Annotated in this window: 16 protein-coding genes; 6 read left to right on the top strand and 10 right to left on the bottom strand. The window is 32.7% G+C overall.

The window, feature by feature from the left end:
• Nucleotides 1–19: 19 nt before the first annotated feature.
• The 3 genes from Q0822_RS15595 to Q0822_RS15585 all read right to left on the bottom strand — a co-directional run bounded on the left by Q0822_RS15595 (nucleotide 20) and on the right by Q0822_RS15585 (nucleotide 3,820).
• Nucleotides 20–2,335: a TonB-dependent receptor gene (locus Q0822_RS15595; RefSeq protein ID WP_299125393.1), complete on the bottom strand. Its 2,316-nt coding sequence runs from the start codon at nucleotides 2,333–2,335 to the stop codon at nucleotides 20–22.
• A complete protein-coding gene (locus Q0822_RS15590; RefSeq protein WP_299125390.1) occupies nucleotides 2,328–3,224 on the bottom strand; it encodes a FecR domain-containing protein in 897 nt (298 codons plus the stop codon). Before Q0822_RS15590 ends, Q0822_RS15595 begins: the two co-directional genes overlap by 8 nt.
• 80 nt (nucleotides 3,225–3,304) lie before the next feature.
• Nucleotides 3,305–3,820: a sigma-70 family RNA polymerase sigma factor gene (locus Q0822_RS15585; RefSeq protein WP_299125388.1), complete on the bottom strand. Its 516-nt coding sequence runs from the start codon at nucleotides 3,818–3,820 to the stop codon at nucleotides 3,305–3,307.
• Nucleotides 3,821–3,924: 104 nt separating this feature from the next.
• On the opposite strand from Q0822_RS15585, the gene Q0822_RS15580 reads away from it, so the two are divergent.
• The 5 genes from Q0822_RS15580 (at nucleotide 3,925) to Q0822_RS15560 (ending at nucleotide 10,438) form a co-directional block, all read left to right on the top strand.
• On the top strand, nucleotides 3,925–6,822 hold the full coding sequence (locus tag Q0822_RS15580; protein WP_299125386.1) for a hypothetical protein: 2,898 nt from the start codon (nucleotides 3,925–3,927) through the stop codon (nucleotides 6,820–6,822).
• 184 nt (nucleotides 6,823–7,006) lie between these two features.
• Nucleotides 7,007–8,338, top strand: a complete 1,332-nt coding sequence (gene ffh / locus Q0822_RS15575) for a signal recognition particle protein (RefSeq protein WP_299125384.1) — start codon at nucleotides 7,007–7,009, stop codon at nucleotides 8,336–8,338.
• Between the two features lie 48 nt (nucleotides 8,339–8,386).
• The gene (locus Q0822_RS15570; RefSeq protein ID WP_299125382.1) at nucleotides 8,387–8,758 is read left to right on the top strand and encodes a four helix bundle protein; all 372 of its coding nucleotides are present in this window, start codon (nucleotides 8,387–8,389) and stop codon (nucleotides 8,756–8,758) included.
• A 64-nt stretch (nucleotides 8,759–8,822) separates the two neighbouring features.
• A complete protein-coding gene (locus tag Q0822_RS15565; RefSeq protein ID WP_299125379.1) occupies nucleotides 8,823–9,707 on the top strand; it encodes a tetrahydrofolate dehydrogenase/cyclohydrolase catalytic domain-containing protein in 885 nt (294 codons plus the stop codon).
• Nucleotides 9,708–9,715: 8 nt separating this feature from the next.
• On the top strand, nucleotides 9,716–10,438 hold the full coding sequence (locus tag Q0822_RS15560) for a TIGR02206 family membrane protein (protein WP_299125377.1): 723 nt from the start codon (nucleotides 9,716–9,718) through the stop codon (nucleotides 10,436–10,438).
• Here Q0822_RS15560 and Q0822_RS15555 read toward each other — a convergent pair.
• From Q0822_RS15555 to Q0822_RS15525, 7 genes are all read right to left on the bottom strand, one after another.
• Entirely contained in the window at nucleotides 10,424–10,846 is a 423-nt protein-coding gene (locus Q0822_RS15555; RefSeq protein ID WP_299125374.1) for a VOC family protein, read from the bottom strand. The two genes, Q0822_RS15560 and Q0822_RS15555, sit on opposite strands and share 15 nt — an antisense overlap.
• Before the next feature lie 45 nt (nucleotides 10,847–10,891).
• Complete coding sequence (locus Q0822_RS15550) at nucleotides 10,892–11,842, bottom strand: DUF4440 domain-containing protein (RefSeq protein WP_299125371.1); 951 nt, start codon at nucleotides 11,840–11,842, stop codon at nucleotides 10,892–10,894.
• Nucleotides 11,843–11,905: 63 nt separating this feature from the next.
• Nucleotides 11,906–12,673 carry a 23S rRNA pseudouridine(2604) synthase RluF gene (gene rluF / locus Q0822_RS15545; protein ID WP_299125368.1) on the bottom strand — a complete coding sequence of 256 codons (768 nt, stop codon included), beginning with the start codon at nucleotides 12,671–12,673 and terminating at the stop codon, nucleotides 11,906–11,908.
• Between the two features lie 23 nt (nucleotides 12,674–12,696).
• Entirely contained in the window at nucleotides 12,697–13,521 is an 825-nt protein-coding gene (locus tag Q0822_RS15540) for an alpha/beta hydrolase (protein ID WP_299125366.1), read from the bottom strand.
• Nucleotide 13,522: 1 nt separating this feature from the next.
• Complete coding sequence (locus Q0822_RS15535; protein WP_299125364.1) at nucleotides 13,523–13,888, bottom strand: cupin domain-containing protein; 366 nt, start codon at nucleotides 13,886–13,888, stop codon at nucleotides 13,523–13,525.
• Between the two features lie 13 nt (nucleotides 13,889–13,901).
• Complete coding sequence (locus tag Q0822_RS15530; RefSeq protein ID WP_299125362.1) at nucleotides 13,902–14,459, bottom strand: hypothetical protein; 558 nt, start codon at nucleotides 14,457–14,459, stop codon at nucleotides 13,902–13,904.
• Nucleotides 14,460–14,480: 21 nt separating this feature from the next.
• A complete protein-coding gene (locus Q0822_RS15525) occupies nucleotides 14,481–16,016 on the bottom strand; it encodes a helicase HerA-like domain-containing protein (protein WP_299125360.1) in 1,536 nt (511 codons plus the stop codon).
• Nucleotides 16,017–16,077: 61 nt separating this feature from the next.
• Between Q0822_RS15525 and Q0822_RS15520 the strand changes: the two genes are divergently transcribed.
• On the top strand, nucleotides 16,078–16,524 hold the full coding sequence (locus tag Q0822_RS15520) for a Rid family detoxifying hydrolase (RefSeq protein ID WP_299125358.1): 447 nt from the start codon (nucleotides 16,078–16,080) through the stop codon (nucleotides 16,522–16,524).
• Nucleotides 16,525–16,561 lie beyond the last annotated feature (37 nt).

Here is a 16,561-nt window from a genome sequence, read left to right as displayed (position 1 = left end):
TTGGTGTTACAATTAACAACTAAAAATTGATTCTAAAACTTAAATTAGGAGTAAATTTTAAAGATCTATTATTAATTTCAACTACAGAATTACCAGAATCGAACGTGTAGTAACGATTAATAATGTTGGTTTGATTAAATATATTCCAAATTGAAGCTCCAACTTCCGCGTTTATACCCCTAGAAAGTTCAAAATCATAAATTGCTGAAATGTCTGTTCGAAAATAATCGGGTAATCTTGAGTTGTTAGGAGATTCATATTCTATTGAAGAATTACTATCATTTTGAACCACTAAAGGAGTTGTATATGGTCTTCCGGAATGCCAATTGATGCCAAAACCAACTTTAAAATTATCTATATTATAAGTTAAAGATGTATTGGCAACATGTCTTAAATCTAAAGTATTTGGAAAAGAATTGCCACTATTCAAATTCTGAAATTGATAATCGTTTTTACTGTAAGAATAGCTTAACCAAGTACTAAAATCATTAAAGCGTTTATTGATGAGAAAGTCAATACCCTTAACAGTATAAAAGCCTATTTCGTTTGTAAATTGAAACTGGTTTTGAAAACCTTGACTACGAGATGTAATATTATTTACCCCTTTGTAATAGCCTTCTAGAGAAACCAACAAATTATTTTGATTATAACTCACACCTAAAGATATCTGTTCACTTGTTATTAAAGGAACATCACTCCCATTGGCGAGTTGCCAACGCCTTTTTTCTATACCAAAAAAATCTTGTTGTAAATCAATTATCTGAGCAATAGATTGACTTTTTAGTTCACCCAAAATTTCTAATCTAAAGTATTTCCCTAATTTCTGATTTATAGTAAATCTTGGCTCTATTAATACTTCAGATAATTTTTCAAAATAACTAATTCTTGAGCCAGCGCGTATGTAAGTGTCGCGAGATGGAGAATACCATTCTATCTCTCCAAATATAGCATGGGTTCTAATAATCTCTTTTATTAAACTTGTGAAATTAGGATTTGTAACATCTTCTAAATTAGTCACACCAACTTCATTAAACTGATAGCCTCCATTAAATTTAGTAGCATCACTGACCAGTTTAGAAATATCTAAACGAATACCATAATCTTCAACTTTATTTTCTTGTCTTAAGCGTTGCTCGTTTGTAACATCATTACTTTCAGCATCTAAATCGTAATTGGAATAATAGGCTTCAACGGAAGTACTAATATCGTCTTTCCATGCTTTTGAATAATTTGCGCTAATACCATAACTTATCTGGTTTAGAGCGCTTCTAGTTTCCTGAAAATTATTTTCATTAGTTGTAAATACCTGATTGTAATCCAAATTATTGTACATGTTCAGCACATTGATGCGTAGCTTAGATGTTTTATCTATGTCATATAAAAATTTAGCGTTAAAGTCGTAAAATAAAAAGCGCTCGTCTAGTGATAACAATGTATTAATATTGTTTGATGTATTTAATTCAGAATCCCTAAAAATGCGATCAAAGTATGCATCATATGTGGTTGAAGCAACAATATCAGTAAAAGAGCGCCTAAGAGATAATTGTAACTCTGTTTTATTAGATGTCGGAATTTTAGCAAACCCATCAACACTCAGCAGATTTCCTCCAATGCCAGCATTAAATTTTTGATCTAGATTGTCCGTATTTTTTATAGAAATTGTACTTGAAACGCCATTACCATATTTAACACTAGTACCATTTTTAGAGATGTTAATTTCTTCCGATAAATAAGGGTTAAATGCAGAAATTAAACCAAAAAAATGACCTGTTTGGTACATCCTTATGCCTTCATATAAAATAAGATTTTGATCATTAGTGCCACCTCTTACATTGATATTAGAAATACGCTCATCTACACTTATAATTCCAGGTAGATTTTGTACAATCTGTAAGACGTCTGGTTCTATTAAACCAGGCAAAATATTGAAAGCTCTGGTATCTACTTCTATAGTTCCGCTGTTAGTTTTAGAAATACCTTTAGTAAGATAATTAGTGACTACAACTTCTTCTAAACGTTGAGTAGCTGTTTTCAATTCAGCATCTTTTTTTGGTGTAATCGCTATAAAACGATCACTTAATATTTCGAATTTAAGATTAGTAACTTGTCTAAGCTGCTTTAATGCTTGATCTAATGAAAGTTCTGGATATAAAGAATCAATGATTATGCCTTCTATTGTTTTGGTTTCAAAAGAAAACTTAATATCATAACGTTCTTCTAGTTGAATAAGAATTTGAGCAAGTGGCTGTTTTTCCTGTTGGGTCTGACTGTAAGAAAGATTACAAAAGGTAATAAAGATAAAATAGAAAACTAAACCTTGTAATAGTTTATTCACGCTTTAGTAAGATAGATTTTCCAGATTTGCTGTAGCTTAAATTTAAAGGTATTGTAACAGACTGCAATGCTAAATCTAAATTTTTGTGTGTAAAACTTCCTGTGAATAATCGTGATGTATCAATATCTCCTGAGCTAACTTTTAAATTGTATTGATTTTCAAATTCAGAAATAACATACTTTAGAGGGACACTTTTAAAGCTACTTTCATCACGCAACCAACTAGGTTGCGTAGTGTTTTCTTTTTCATTTGCAAGTAGTTTCCCATCTATAATTTGAAAGGTATATCCTGGTTTTAATTCTACAGTTTTGTCGCTATGAGTTACAGCAACTAAACCTTCGTAGCATGTCACTTCAAAATAGTTTTCGCGTTGTTTTACATTAAATTTTGTACCTAATACGGCAACTATACCATCATTAGTGATAACATCAAATTTTTCCCCTTTTGCTACCTTAAAGAAAGCTTCACCTTGTAATTTTACTACTCTGTTATCTTGCCATTTGCTTTCATTGAATGCTATTGAGGAATTAGCATTTAATTTTACGCTAGAATCATCAGGTAATTCAATTGAGGTTTTCTGAGCTATACTTGTATCTACTTTAGTATCAATGGCAGAAGTATAATAATTTATAGTAATACCAATCACTAAAACTGCGGCTAATTTTAGCAACGGTTTGAGCCAACGATTAAATTTTGTAGAACTTGATTTAAGTTTGGGTTGTAAGGTTTTGTAGGTTTCATCAACTGAGAATTTAGGGGCTTTAAAATCTTTCAGAGCATTATCCATTTGGATTAATTTGTTATAATCCTCTAGTTGCTCAAAAGCTTTTTGCTCTTCAGTATTAAGGTTATTATCTAACCATTTTTTTATGAGTTCTTCTCTATTCATAACATGATTTCATTTATATAACAGCTTAATCTAAAAAAATCCTACCCTTGGTAAATTCCAAAGTTGAGATTTAAAACTTTTCAAATTCCATCAATATCTTCACGCAACTTTTTCAAAGCTCCATAAATACGTTTTTCAACGGCCTTTTTAGAAATGTTTAAAAGTATAGCGATCTCTTTAAAGCGTTTGCCTTCTATTCTGTTGAGTAAAAAAGCAGTACGTTGAGCTTCGGTTAAATTACTTAATGCTTTTTGTAATTTTTCATGATACTCTTTTTCTTGTAGTACAAATTCTGGTGATTCGTTAGTAGAATTTTTTTGAGGCCGTTTGCTATATCTCAATACAACTTTTTGGTGTGCAACCGCATTTAGCATTAGATTATTTGCTGTGGTAAATAAATAACTCTTTGCTTTTGATGGTATAATTTTGCCACAATTTTGCCATAGCTTTATAAATGCTTCTTGCATTTTATCTTGCGGATTTAAATGATCACCATATTTATAATATAGAAAATCATGGAGATTCTTTGAATGCTTTTTATATAAACGCTCAAATAGCAAATCGTCGCAAATGTTATCTTTTATGGGTTGGCTCATAGTTGTTTTGACCGTTACAAATTATAAATAAATTTTTTAAATAAGAGGGTAGGAGAATATTAGTCTCATCTGTTCTATAATAAATCGATTAAAAGATTTGAGCTATGAAAACTAAAATCAACTACTTATCCCTTTTTGCCCTTTTTGCTCTTTTAAGTTTTACAACCTGTCAAGATGAGATATCAGATGTTGATAATCCTACAGCACAAGAAACCATTGTTTCAAATTCTACTTTGTCTAACCTTATGAGTAGGACATCAGCTCACTTTGGTGCTACAGATAACATTTTAGATGGGTCGAGTTGTTTTTCTATAGAATTGCCAGTAACCATAATAGTAAGTGATATCACTATCGTAATTGAAACCGAAACAGATTTAGAACTATTAGAGGATTTATTCGATGATTTTAATGAAGATAATAATTTTTTAGATTTTGTCTTTCCAATCACGATTATTTTTAGCGATTACTCAGAATTGGTTATAGAAAACGAAGACCAATTAGAAAACTTAATTGATGAGTGTAGCGATGATGAAAATGATGTCATTGAGTGTGTAGATTTTGTCTATCCGATTTCATTTTCAGTATTTGATTCACAGTTTAACTTAATCGATACAGTTACTATTGAAAATGATGAAGCCTTGTATAATTTCTTAGATGAATTAGAGGATGATGAAAATGTATTGATTGTAAGTTTAAACTATCCTGTATCACTAGAATATGCTAATGGAGAAACTATTGAGGTTAGCACCAACCAAGAACTAGCAGACGCTATTGAAGCAGCTAGTGACGATTGCGAAGAGGAAGATGAATGTATCGAAGAAGAAGTAGCTTTAAATTTAGTGGAGTGTCCATGGGAAGTCTATTTATACAGCAATGATGATTTAGAGAATTTAAGCGGTCCTTATACATTTAACTTTGATGAAAATGGGAATGTAATTATAGAAGGAGTTTTTGCAGACTCGTATACTACGACTTGGGCACTTACTGAAACCGATAATGGCTTAGAACTTAATATCGCTTCTTTCTATTATTTCGAACAACAGTTTGGGAATTGGTTAGTTGTAGAATGTGACGATGACGACTTAAAATTTGAACATCTCACAGTAGATGGAACTGGTTTGTTTTTTGATCAAGATTGTGAAGATGATTTAGATTGTTCACTAGCTGAAATCAGTGGTATTTTACAAGAATGTCCTTGGGATTTCAGTAATGATACAGGTAATTTTAATAATTATCAAATGATATTTAATGCCAATGGCGAATTATTAATTACTGAAGGAGCAGCAACATCTGCAATTGGTGGAACTTGGAGTTTGTCAGCTACAGATAATGGTTTAATATTAACACTTTCGGAATTAACGGCTTTTCAAGATAGTCTAGGAGGTGATTGGTTAATAGTAGAATGTGATGATGATCGTATAGAAATTAGTCGTGGTGATTCCACATTCGTTCTAGAACAAGATTGTGAAGGTGATTTAGGGTGCTCTATAGATTACATACAAGTTAACCTTCAGGAATGTGCATGGGAGTTACAAACAAATCTCATAGATTCTGTCATTCCTATATATGTTTATTTTACACCTAACGGTCAAGTCTTATCTGATAACAATGATGGAACAGAAAATGAAATAGGAACTTGGAGTTTAGTTTCTATTGCTTCAAATCTATTTGTTGAGTTTACACTACAACAAGGATTTGAAGTCTTAAACGGACAATGGCAAATTGTTGAATGCGAAGAAGGAGAATTATATCTGGTTAGCGGAAATAATTATATCCTATTAGATCAAAATTGTGATTTAGAAAATGACTACGAAGTTTTTAATTGCTTTAGTGATTTTGAACTTGTAGAGTGCATTACTGCCAATGGTGAAGCAGAATTCAACCTAAGTGCAAATACAATTGGTTTAATAGACTGTAATGCAAGTTTTCTAGCATCTTTCCATTTAAGCTTAATTGATGCACAGAATAATATCAATGCGATTTCAAATACAGAATCATATGTGTCGGCACAAGGTGAGGTATATTTAAGAATTGAAGCTGAAAGTGGAAATTTCCAAGTTTTTACAATATATCTAAATACTGAAGAGTGCAATAATTTTGACTGTTTTGTGGATACCGAAATTACTGCATGTAGCGAGAATAACGAGGATTTTGCAACCTTTGATTTAACTGTTGCAAACCAAGAATGTGGTCCAGATATTGCCATATATGGAATTTATTATTTTGAAACTCTAAACGATGCACAAAATAATATGAATCCAATTTCTAATCCACAAGCATACACAAATACAGCAAATCCAACTACAGTTTTCGGTGCCGTAATTAATGTTAGTACTAATACAGTTGAGCACATATTTACAATCTCCTTAATTATTGAAAATTGTAACCTTTTTGAATGTTTCCAAAGCTTTGATGCAGTAATAGAAATTTGCGATAATGGTACTGATGGACCAAATTCATTTGACCTTACAATAGCTTTTGCAAATTGTACACCAAGCGCAGATGTGGTAACCTATCATCAAACACAAGCAGATGCTGACGCTGGTACAAATGCGATTGTAAATCCTTCGGAATATAATACAGCTGATATTTCGTCAACCATCTATACTAGAGTCGAAATCAATAATCAAATTGAAGTTTTTCCTATACAATTGTTCGTAATAAATTGTAATGAAACTTGTTCTGAAACAGATGTAGATTCATTTCTAACAGAATGTATATGGAATGCTGTTAATTATAACGGAAGTGATAACTTAATGGAGTACAATTTCGACTTTGAGACCAATAGTCAAATTGTAGTTATTTACACAAATGAAATCACCATTGATGCCGTGTGGACTACATCACAATCTGATGAAGGAGTAATTGTAACATTCTCTAATGTTGCTGGTCCAAATATACAGGCTATAAGTGGAGAATGGTTAGTTGTAGAATGTGAAGCCGATAGATTAGAACTGCATAGAGAAAATGATATTTTGGTTTTAGAAAGAAACTGTAATTAATAAAAGGAACCGCTAGAAGTTAGTAATTTTAGTATGTTTAAGTTGATGAAAAGAGTTGCCAACCGCCAGGCAGCTCTTTTCTGTTATAAAATTCTCAGCATATTAGAGATATAATTATGTATATCGAATTCGTTTATCTCTTCTAAATTCTTAAATTTGCAACTTGTAAAAAGAGATAAAGATTATGTTTAATAATTTAAGCGATAAGTTAGATAAAGCGTTACATGTGCTGAAAGGTCATGGTAGTATTACAGAAGTAAATGTTGCCGAAACTCTAAAGGAAGTAAGACGTGCGCTTTTAGATGCCGATGTTAACTTTAAAATTGCTAAAGAGTTTACTAGTAGAGTTAAAGAAAAAGCCTTAGGTCAAAATGTACTAACTACACTTCAGCCAGGTCAATTAATGGTTAAAATCGTTAAGGACGAATTGACTGAATTAATGGGAGGAGATGCTGAAGGTATTAATCTCTCGGGTACACCAAGCGTTATTTTAATGTCTGGTTTACAAGGTTCTGGTAAAACAACATTTTCTGGTAAACTTGCCAATTACCTAAAAAACAAAAAAACAAAAAAACCTTTATTGGTGGCTTGTGATGTCTATCGTCCTGCGGCAATAGATCAGTTGCATGTTGTTGGTGATCAAATAGGTGTTGAGGTCTTTAGTGATAGAGGTAACAATGATCCTGTAGCAATTTCCCAAGCAGGTATTGCGCATGCAAAAGCCAATGGACATAATGTCGTTATTATAGATACAGCTGGTCGTTTAGCTGTTGATGAAGCTATGATGACTGAAATCTCTAATATTCATAAAGCTATTCAGCCACAAGAAACTTTATTTGTGGTAGATTCTATGACAGGTCAGGATGCTGTAAATACAGCAAAAGCCTTCAATGATATTTTAAATTTTGATGGTGTTATCCTTACAAAATTAGATGGTGATACGAGAGGTGGTGCAGCTATTTCAATTAAATCTGTAGTTAATAAACCTATTAAGTTTATTGGTACTGGTGAGAAGATGGAAGCGATTGATGTGTTCTATCCATCTCGTATGGCAGATCGTATTCTTGGAATGGGAGATGTTGTTTCACTTGTTGAACGTGCACAAGAGCAGTTTGATGAGGAAGAAGCACGCAAACTTCAAAAGAAGATTGCTAAAAACCAGTTTGGGTTTGATGATTTCTTAAAGCAGATTCAGCAAATTAAGAAAATGGGTAACATGAAGGATTTAATAGGCATGATACCTGGAGCTGGAAAAATGATGAAAGATGTGGATATCGACGACGATGCTTTTAAAGGTATTGAAGCCATTATTCATTCTATGACTCCAGAAGAACGCTCTAACCCTTCAGTTATAAATGCAAGTCGTAAAAAACGAATTGGAAAAGGGTCTGGTACATCAGTACAAGAAGTAAATCAATTATTGAAGCAATTTACCCAAATGAGTAAAATGATGAAAATGATGCAAGGCGGAGGCGGAAAACGTATGATGCAGGCTATGAAAAATATGCCGCGCTAGAAGTCGGCAGTCTCAGTCTCAGTTTGCAGTATTAATAAACTAAAAGATATGGATTTCAAGAAATTATTAGCTTATCAAAAAGGATTTGATTTGGCTATGTATATTTTTAAAGTTTCGAAGTCTTTTCCTAAAGAAGAAACCTATTCTTTAACTGACCAAGTAAGAAGAAGTTCTAGATCGGTTTGTGCTAATATATCTGAATCATATAGGAAAAGAAGATATCCTAAACATTTTGTTAGTAAACTTACAGATGCAGATAGTGAAAATTCTGAAACAAGCACTTGGTTAGATTTTGCTTTAGAATGTAACTATATTTCAATAGAAGAACACAGAAATTTATCAAACCGAGGACTCGAAGTTGGTAAATTAATAAATTATATGATTAACAATCCAGGCAAATTCGGAGTAAAAGAAGAATAATTTCTATTTTCAACATAAGAGAAAGCAACTGAAAACTGCGACTGCGACTGAAAACTAAAAAAGCATGACAATTCTAGACGGAAGAAAAACCAGCAGAGATATAAAGGATGAGATAAAAGCTGAAGTTGATAAAATGATAGCTAATGGAGAGAAAGTACCACATCTCGCTGCTGTTATTGTTGGTAATGATGGTGCTAGTTTAACCTATGTTGGTAGTAAAGTGAGAGCTTGCGAGCGTGTGGGTTTTGAATCTACCATGGTCCGCTTATCTAATACAACAAGTGAGATTGAGTTGTTGGATAAAATCGATGAGCTAAATAAAAATGACGATATCGACGGCTTTATTATCCAATTACCACTACCACGCCAAATTAATACTCAAAAAGTACTAATGGCAGTAGATCCTAATAAAGATGTAGATGGTTTTCATCCTACCAACTTTGGGAAAATGGCATTGGATATGTCAACCTTTATTCCAGCAACACCTTTTGGTATTTTAGAATTAATAGATCGCTATGGTGTTGAAACGGATGGAAAGCATACGGTTATCATTGGTCGCTCTCATATCGTTGGTCGTCCTATGAGTATTTTAATGGGACGCAAAGGCTTTCCGGGCAATTCTACAGTGACTTTAACACATAGTCATACTAAAAATATTACTCAAATTACCTCACAGGCAGATATAGTTATTTCTGCATTGGGTATACCAAACTTTTTAAAGGCGGAAATGGTAAAAGATGATGCTGTAATCATTGATGTTGGTATAACGCGAGTGCCAGATGATTCTGAAAAAGGCTACCATATTACTGGTGATGTCGATTTTGAAAATGTCAGTAAAAAAGCAAGTTTTATTACACCAGTTCCTGGTGGAGTAGGACCAATGACTATTGCCATGTTATTGAAGAATACGTTATTAGCGAGAGAGCAACACAGAATGCATAATAGATAATCTTTCTTATGTTTATTAAGCTACTTTCTATCGCACTAAATTCAGTATCGATAGGAAGTATACAACATTTGTTGCCAATAATTTTTACAATTGGTTTTACAATATGGTTAATAAGATATTCTAATCACAATTTTAATGAAGTTCAGAAACAAAGAGTAATTCATTATTTTGCTTGGTTTGTATCTATTACAGTTGTTAGTTTTCATTTGTATCGGATGTTCTTCGATAACTATAACTTCAAAACCGACTTACCGCTTTATCTCTGTAGTTTAATGGCTTTATTCATTCCTGTATTCACATATTATCGTAAATACCTTATGTTTGAGTTTTTAGTCTTTTGGATTATAGGCGGAACACTGCAAGCTGTTATTACTCCAGATATCACAGATGGCTTCCCTAGCTTTGATTATTTTAGATATTGGATTGCACATTTAGGATTACTCGTTATTATATTTTACTTCATTTTTGCATTTAAAATGAAACCAAAATTTAAAAGTGTATTCAAATCCTTTTTAGCACTTCAGGTATATGTAGTGTTGATGATGGTTGTAAATTACATTTTAGATGCCAATTATTTCTACTTAAATGAAAAACCTAAATCAGCTTCTGTTTTAGATTATTTTGGTGAATGGCCATATTATATTCTGGTTGGTCAGTTAATTATTATTCCACTATTTCTAATAATCTATTTGCCATTTTATCTTTCAGAAAGAAAATCACTTAGTGAATAACTGACTCATGTCTTTGAAAGCTTTAAATTCTAAAGCATTGCCAGATGGGTCTTTAAAGAACATAGTAGCTTGTTCACCAACTTGCCCTTCAAATCTAATGTAAGGTTCAATAATAAATATAATACCTTTAGATTTTAATAATTCAGCAAATTCTTGAAATATTTTCCAATCTAAAACAACTCCAAAATGGGGAACAGGTACATCTTTACCATCTACTGTGTTAGTGTGTAAATCTTCTTTGCTTTTTGGTTTGTAGTGAATAACTAATTGATGTCCAAAAAAGTTGTAGTCAACCCAATGGTCACCACTTCGACCTTCTTCAAAATTTAAAATGTTAGTGTAAAAATTACGGCATGCTTCTAAATTATGAACAGGTATTGCCAGATGAAAAGGGGATATTTTTGACATTTTTTAAGAATTGAAATAGATTATCATTAAAAATAAAAATAAAAATTAATTAGCAACACTATTCCATATGTCTAAATATATTTTCCAGATCCCATTTATTTTTTTCCAGACGATGACATACTTGCCTTGCCAAGACACTTCTTTTTTGTCTTTAGTTAATGTTTTTCCTTCGTAATAACCATAATCATAAGCAGTCTCGTTTTCAATATGTATTTCGGTTGGTGTAACCTTATGATGAAGAATTGTTACACCTTCAGGAATAGTCCAGTAAGACAACAAATCTGTTTTGCCTACCATGATTTTTCTGTTATTTGGAAATATCATTCCATCATCAGTGTACATATTCACTAAACCAGCAATATCTCCATCCATATAGGCTTGTGAGAATGCTGATATATTTTTATTTATTACTTCTAAATCCGAACTATTTCCGGTGTCTCTTTTACAATCAATTTTCCATGTTGCAAATGTTGTAGTTTCAGTTTTATCTGTCCATTCTCCTACCCATTTGTAGCCTAAATCACTAATATCGTAGAATGTTAATCTGAACCAACCTTCAGTGCCATTAGGTGCTTTTTGATCACGATATAAAACAATCTTACCATCTTCGGTTTTACTACCTTCCCAAGTTGGTAATTTAGTTGAAGGTGAACCTGAAGCATAATAGTGTACATACCATTTGCTACTATCTGCAATGAATTGACGTATGCTTCCAGAATGTTTGCCGTCAGCTTTTATGGTTTCGTCTTGCACAGCCATGCCATTCATTATGTATTTCCATTCCCAAGTCATATCAACAGCATCTGCCCATGTCTGGTCTTGATTTCTAGCTACAGATTTACAATTGCACTTGCCTATTAAAGCTTCGTAATCTTTAATTTGTTCGGGTGCTTCTGGATTGGGTAAGCCATATGGATTTGTGTCAGAAGCTGAATAATTGTTTTGAGAAAAGCCCACTACAGAGAATAGTAGAATTAGATAAGTTATTGATTTCATATTGAGTTGATTTTCTTAAAATTAAAAATCGTGTGCTCAATATCTCTGTTAATTAGGATTTAATTAACGTCTATCTTTACGTGGAGTATGTTGCTGGGCTTCGAAGGTTTTTTTAGAATCTAATATTAATTCGCTCAATTTTTTAAACTCTTCTTTGGTAAGTTCTCGGTATTTTCCCAGCGGCATATCGAGTTTAATATTCATTATTCTAACCCGTTTTAATGTCTGAACTTCATAATTCAAATACTCACACATTCTACGGATTTGACGATTTAAACCTTGAGTAAGTATTATGCTAAAAGTGAATTTATCAACCTTTTTTACTTCACATTTTTTTGTGCGCTTTCCTAAATCTTCAAGGTAAATTCCTCCAGCCATACGCTCAATGAAAGTTTGCGAAATAGGCTGATCTACTGTAACAACATATTCTTTTTCGTGATTATTACTCGCTCTTAGAATTTTGTTTACAATATCGCCATCATCTGTCAATAAGATTAAACCTTCACTGGGTTTATCTAAGCGACCAATTGGAAAAATACGTTTAGGGTAATTAATATAGTCTATGATGTTGTCTTTTTCTACACGAGTATCTGTTGTACAAACGATACCGACAGGTTTATTAAAAGCCAGATAGACAAAATCTTGTTCTCGCTGACCAATAATTTCACCATCAACTTTCACTACATCATCTGATGCTACTTTAGTACCCATTTCTGGAACCACATTGTTAATCGTTACTCTACCAGCATCGATTAAACGATCAGCTTCCCTACGCGAACAGTAACCAGCTTCACTTAGATATTTATTGAGACGTTTTAGTTCTTGTGACATAATGTAAAAGTACGATAGTTAATCTAGTTTATAAACTCAATAATCTTTGGAATTAAAGAAGTGTCTTTTAGACTATGACCAAAGCCAGATGTACTAATCAACTCGGAGTTTTTATAACGATTAGCAAAAAGCAAAGCATCTTCATAAGGGATGATTCTATCTTTTTTGTCATGAATAATTAAACCTTCAGCAGATATGTTTTCAGAAAAGTTTGCAGCAGAAAAATAATCCACAGGCTTATTAAAGCGTTCTAAAACCAAGCGATCTAAACCATTAGAGATTTTACCATTGAAGCCCATCATTGATTTATAGCGTGAAAAAACACCCGTAAAATGTGCAGGTGCACCAAGTAAAACAATCTTTTTTACGAAAGGTAAATCATGGTTATGCATACTAAATATTGTAGCCATACCGCCTACTGAATGACCAATGATAACTTCAGGTTTAAATTTTTGAGCCACTAGAGCTAAACATTCTGAATATAAAACAGCATTAAATTGACGTCCACTAGATTTTCCATGTGCTGGAGCATCTAAAGCTATAATATTATAATCCTCTGCTTTTAGTGCGCTTAAGGTATAACTCCAACGAGAAGAATTACTCTCCCAACCGTGAGCCAATAAAATAGTCTTGTTTTTGCCAATCCAGCGATAAGTAGCTATAGAGCCACCATCAAAATCCAACTCTTCAAAAAAAGCTGATTCTATAGTTGGTATTTGTTCATCAGTGTAACGTCCCTTACGAGGTGAGGCAAATAAATTTAAAGCTTTTTTTGTAGCATATTTTGACGAAATAAAACTCGTGGCATTGAGTACATTTCCTATAGATTTAATAACGAAACTGCTCATATTATTGATCTTCACGATTTACAGAATCCATAGAAAATGCAGGTAAGCAGATTGCTATATATTCACAAGGTTCGGTAAATGGATTGGAGTACTGGAGTCTTGTGTTTTTTTCTACTTTAATGGATTGACCAGCTTCTAACACTATGGTTTCATCATCAATAACGAATTGTTTTTTGCCTTTGATAATAAAAGTATATTCATCAAACTCTGGAGTTTGAAAGGGTTCGCTCCAACCCGCAGGTGCAACCATATGCGCAATACTGATTTCAGAATTACCATCACTAGCATTTCCAAAGTGTTCCTTTATGATCTTACCATCATCAGTAGGAACTATGAATGGCGAGTTCTGAATTTTGTATTTTTTCATTTTTGCTTACGACTTACCAATGCACCATAAAAAATTTAATCTTCGCTTTTCCAGGAATTTGAATCGGATCAATTGTCATATCCATATCAAATCGCAAACTTGCTGGTAGTTCTGTTTTATCTATAGTAAATGAAGCATTAATTTCATTTACAGAAACTACTATAGCATTGATAAGATTATCGATTTTTGAAATTTTATAAGTTTCGTTAATATCTTTAAACGTACTTAGCGTTGATATATTCTTTTCTGTTTTATAACGTTCATCAATTATTCTAACGCTAGAAATTACTGAAGTAGAATCTAGTGCTTCTCTCGGAGATAAGTCTAACAATTTTTTACCAGTTTTTTCAAAAACTTCGATAGTATTTACAGATCCAGTAAATTCATCTCCAGCAATATATCGTACTACAGAATCATTACTAAAAATAGTCTCTAAATCTCTTACTTGAGTAGAATCTGTTAGTAATCCAATATGATTTTTAGAAATTAAAAACGGATTTGGTGCTGCGTCTTTAGCACAGCTTGCTAGTAGTAGTACACATATTAAAAGGGCGCAAAGTGTATTTTTCATATTTTAAGATTTAGGGTTTAATTATCTAAGTAATTTGGTTAGTATGCCTAGAACACTGCGTATTACTGTTGGACTAGAAAGGACTTTAACAATAGGGTTTTGTCTAGAGCTTCGTCTTCTACTAGAGCTTGTTTTTCGTTTGCTTTCTGCCTTTTTAAGTGCTTCTTTTTCTTCTTTTGCTTTTTGTTTAGCTTCCTCAGCTTCTGCTTGTTCAATCTTTCCATTAAGCATTTCGTAAGCACTTTCTCTATCTACCTCTTTATTGTACTTTTTTGCGAGTTTAGATTGTGCTAATAAGTTTGCCAATTCAGCTTCAGTTAAAATATCCATTCTGCTCATTGGTGCACGCATCATGGTAGCAGCGAGTGGAGTGGGTTTTCCTTTTTCATCTAAAGCAGAAACTAACGCTTCTCCAATTCCTAAAGAGGTTAATACCTCTGCTGTGTCATAATATTCAGTGTCAGGATAATTCTGAGCAGTTAACTTAATAGCTTTTCTATCTTTTGCTGTGAATGCTCTTAGAGCATGTTGAACTTTTAGCCCCAACTGTCCTAAAACTGCTTCAGGCACATCAGTTGGATTTTGAGTTACGAAATATAAACCAACACCTTTACTACGTATGAGTTTCACAATACTTTCAATCTGATTTAGTAAAGCATCTGAAGCTTCATTAAAAATTAAATGTGCTTCATCAATAAACATAATAAGTTCTGGTCGTCCACTATCTCCTTGCTCAGGGAATGTTGAATAAATTTCAGCCAGTAAACTCAACATAAATGTTGAAAATAACTTTGGCTTATCCTGTATATCTGTAAGCCTGATAATGTTAATGTATCCTCTACCATTTTCATCAACTCTAAGTAAATCTTGCGTATCAAAAGAAGTTTCTCCAAAAAATATATCGCCACCTTGTTGCTCTATCTCTATAAGTTTTCTAAGAATTGCTCCTGTTGAAGCAGTAGATATTCTACCATAAGAATCTTCAAACTCTTTTTTGCCTTCGTTTGTAGCATATTGCAGCATTTTTTTGAAATCTTTGAGATCTAAAAGAGGTAGTTTATTATCATCACAATATTTAAAAATCACAGAAATGATTCCTGCTTGTGTTTCAGTTACGTTTAGTATTCTTGAGATCAATACTGGTCCAAATTCACTAATTGTAGCTCTTAAACGAACACCATCTTGTTTAGAAAGTGTCATCACTTCTACAGGGAATGCTTTTGGCTCAAATGGTAAGCCTATTTTTTTGTGACGTTCATCAATCTTTGGATGACCTGGACTCGGTTTTGCTAAGCCACTTAAGTCACCTTTTATATCCATTAACAAAACAGGGACACCTTTTTCTGAAAGATTTTCTGCTAAAACTTGAAGTGTTTTTGTTTTTCCGGTACCTGTTGCACCAGCAATTAAACCATGTCTATTCATGGTTTTTAATGGTACATTGACATACGCATTTGTCATCGTTTCACCATCTAACATCGCAGATCCTAAAGTGATATAATCACCTTTGAATGTGTTGCCATCAGCAATATCTTTTATAAAAGTATCAGAATTCATAATCAATCAGAAAATTTGCATAAAAATACTGTAATTTTAGTCAAGTTTAAAACCAAATAGAATGAAGTCAATATTTTCAATTTTAAGTCTTTTTATTTTGATGAGTTTTCAATCTTGCGAAAATTCAGAATCAGAAATTATTTTTCATAAATCTCATGAACCAAGTCGAGCAGATGTGCCTTTTAGTGATGCTGTAGAAACAGATAATTTATTGTTTCTAACTGGGCAAATAGGTAAAAATCATAAAGCAGGTAGCTTGGTTGAGGGTGGTATAAAAGCAGAAACCAAACAAGTCATAGAAAATATTAAAGACGTGTTAGAGCATCACAATCTATCTTTAGATCATGTGGTGAAATGTACAGTTATCCTTAAAAACATTGAAGATTTTAAAGAATTCAATTCTATTTATACAACTTATTTCAAAAAGAAACCAGCGCGTACTACATTTGCTGCAGCTGGTTTAGCAGGTGGTGCAAGTATTGAGATTGATGTTATCGCTGCTAAATAACTTCTATCTTTTAACTTTAAAAACTATCTTTGCCGAC

The sequence above is a fragment of the uncultured Winogradskyella sp. genome (genome assembly GCF_947496485.1).
Classification (GTDB): Bacteria; Bacteroidota; Bacteroidia; order Flavobacteriales; family Flavobacteriaceae; genus Winogradskyella.
This window is presented reverse-complemented; position numbering and strand designations above follow the sequence as displayed.

What these genes read in the sequence shown, in the direction of transcription:
- Q0822_RS15525 (WP_299125360.1), bottom strand. Translation starts at nt 16,016, where the DNA reads ATGAATTCTGATACTTTTATAAAAGATATTGCTGATGGCAACACATTC.
- Q0822_RS15535 (WP_299125364.1), bottom strand. Translation starts at nt 13,888, where the DNA reads ATGAAAAAATACAAAATTCAGAACTCGCCATTCATAGTTCCTACTGAT.
- ffh (WP_299125384.1), top strand. Translation starts at nt 7,007, where the DNA reads ATGTTTAATAATTTAAGCGATAAGTTAGATAAAGCGTTACATGTGCTG.
- Q0822_RS15590 (WP_299125390.1), bottom strand. Translation starts at nt 3,224, where the DNA reads ATGAATAGAGAAGAACTCATAAAAAAATGGTTAGATAATAACCTTAAT.
- Q0822_RS15555 (WP_299125374.1), bottom strand. Translation starts at nt 10,846, where the DNA reads ATGTCAAAAATATCCCCTTTTCATCTGGCAATACCTGTTCATAATTTA.
- Q0822_RS15570 (WP_299125382.1), top strand. Translation starts at nt 8,387, where the DNA reads ATGGATTTCAAGAAATTATTAGCTTATCAAAAAGGATTTGATTTGGCT.
- Q0822_RS15550 (WP_299125371.1), bottom strand. Translation starts at nt 11,842, where the DNA reads ATGAAATCAATAACTTATCTAATTCTACTATTCTCTGTAGTGGGCTTT.
- Q0822_RS15585 (WP_299125388.1), bottom strand. Translation starts at nt 3,820, where the DNA reads ATGAGCCAACCCATAAAAGATAACATTTGCGACGATTTGCTATTTGAG.
- Q0822_RS15520 (WP_299125358.1), top strand. Translation starts at nt 16,078, where the DNA reads ATGAAGTCAATATTTTCAATTTTAAGTCTTTTTATTTTGATGAGTTTT.
- rluF (WP_299125368.1), bottom strand. Translation starts at nt 12,673, where the DNA reads ATGTCACAAGAACTAAAACGTCTCAATAAATATCTAAGTGAAGCTGGT.
- Q0822_RS15530 (WP_299125362.1), bottom strand. Translation starts at nt 14,459, where the DNA reads ATGAAAAATACACTTTGCGCCCTTTTAATATGTGTACTACTACTAGCA.
- Q0822_RS15540 (WP_299125366.1), bottom strand. Translation starts at nt 13,521, where the DNA reads ATGAGCAGTTTCGTTATTAAATCTATAGGAAATGTACTCAATGCCACG.
- Q0822_RS15560 (WP_299125377.1), top strand. Translation starts at nt 9,716, where the DNA reads ATGTTTATTAAGCTACTTTCTATCGCACTAAATTCAGTATCGATAGGA.
- Q0822_RS15580 (WP_299125386.1), top strand. Translation starts at nt 3,925, where the DNA reads ATGAAAACTAAAATCAACTACTTATCCCTTTTTGCCCTTTTTGCTCTT.
- Q0822_RS15565 (WP_299125379.1), top strand. Translation starts at nt 8,823, where the DNA reads ATGACAATTCTAGACGGAAGAAAAACCAGCAGAGATATAAAGGATGAG.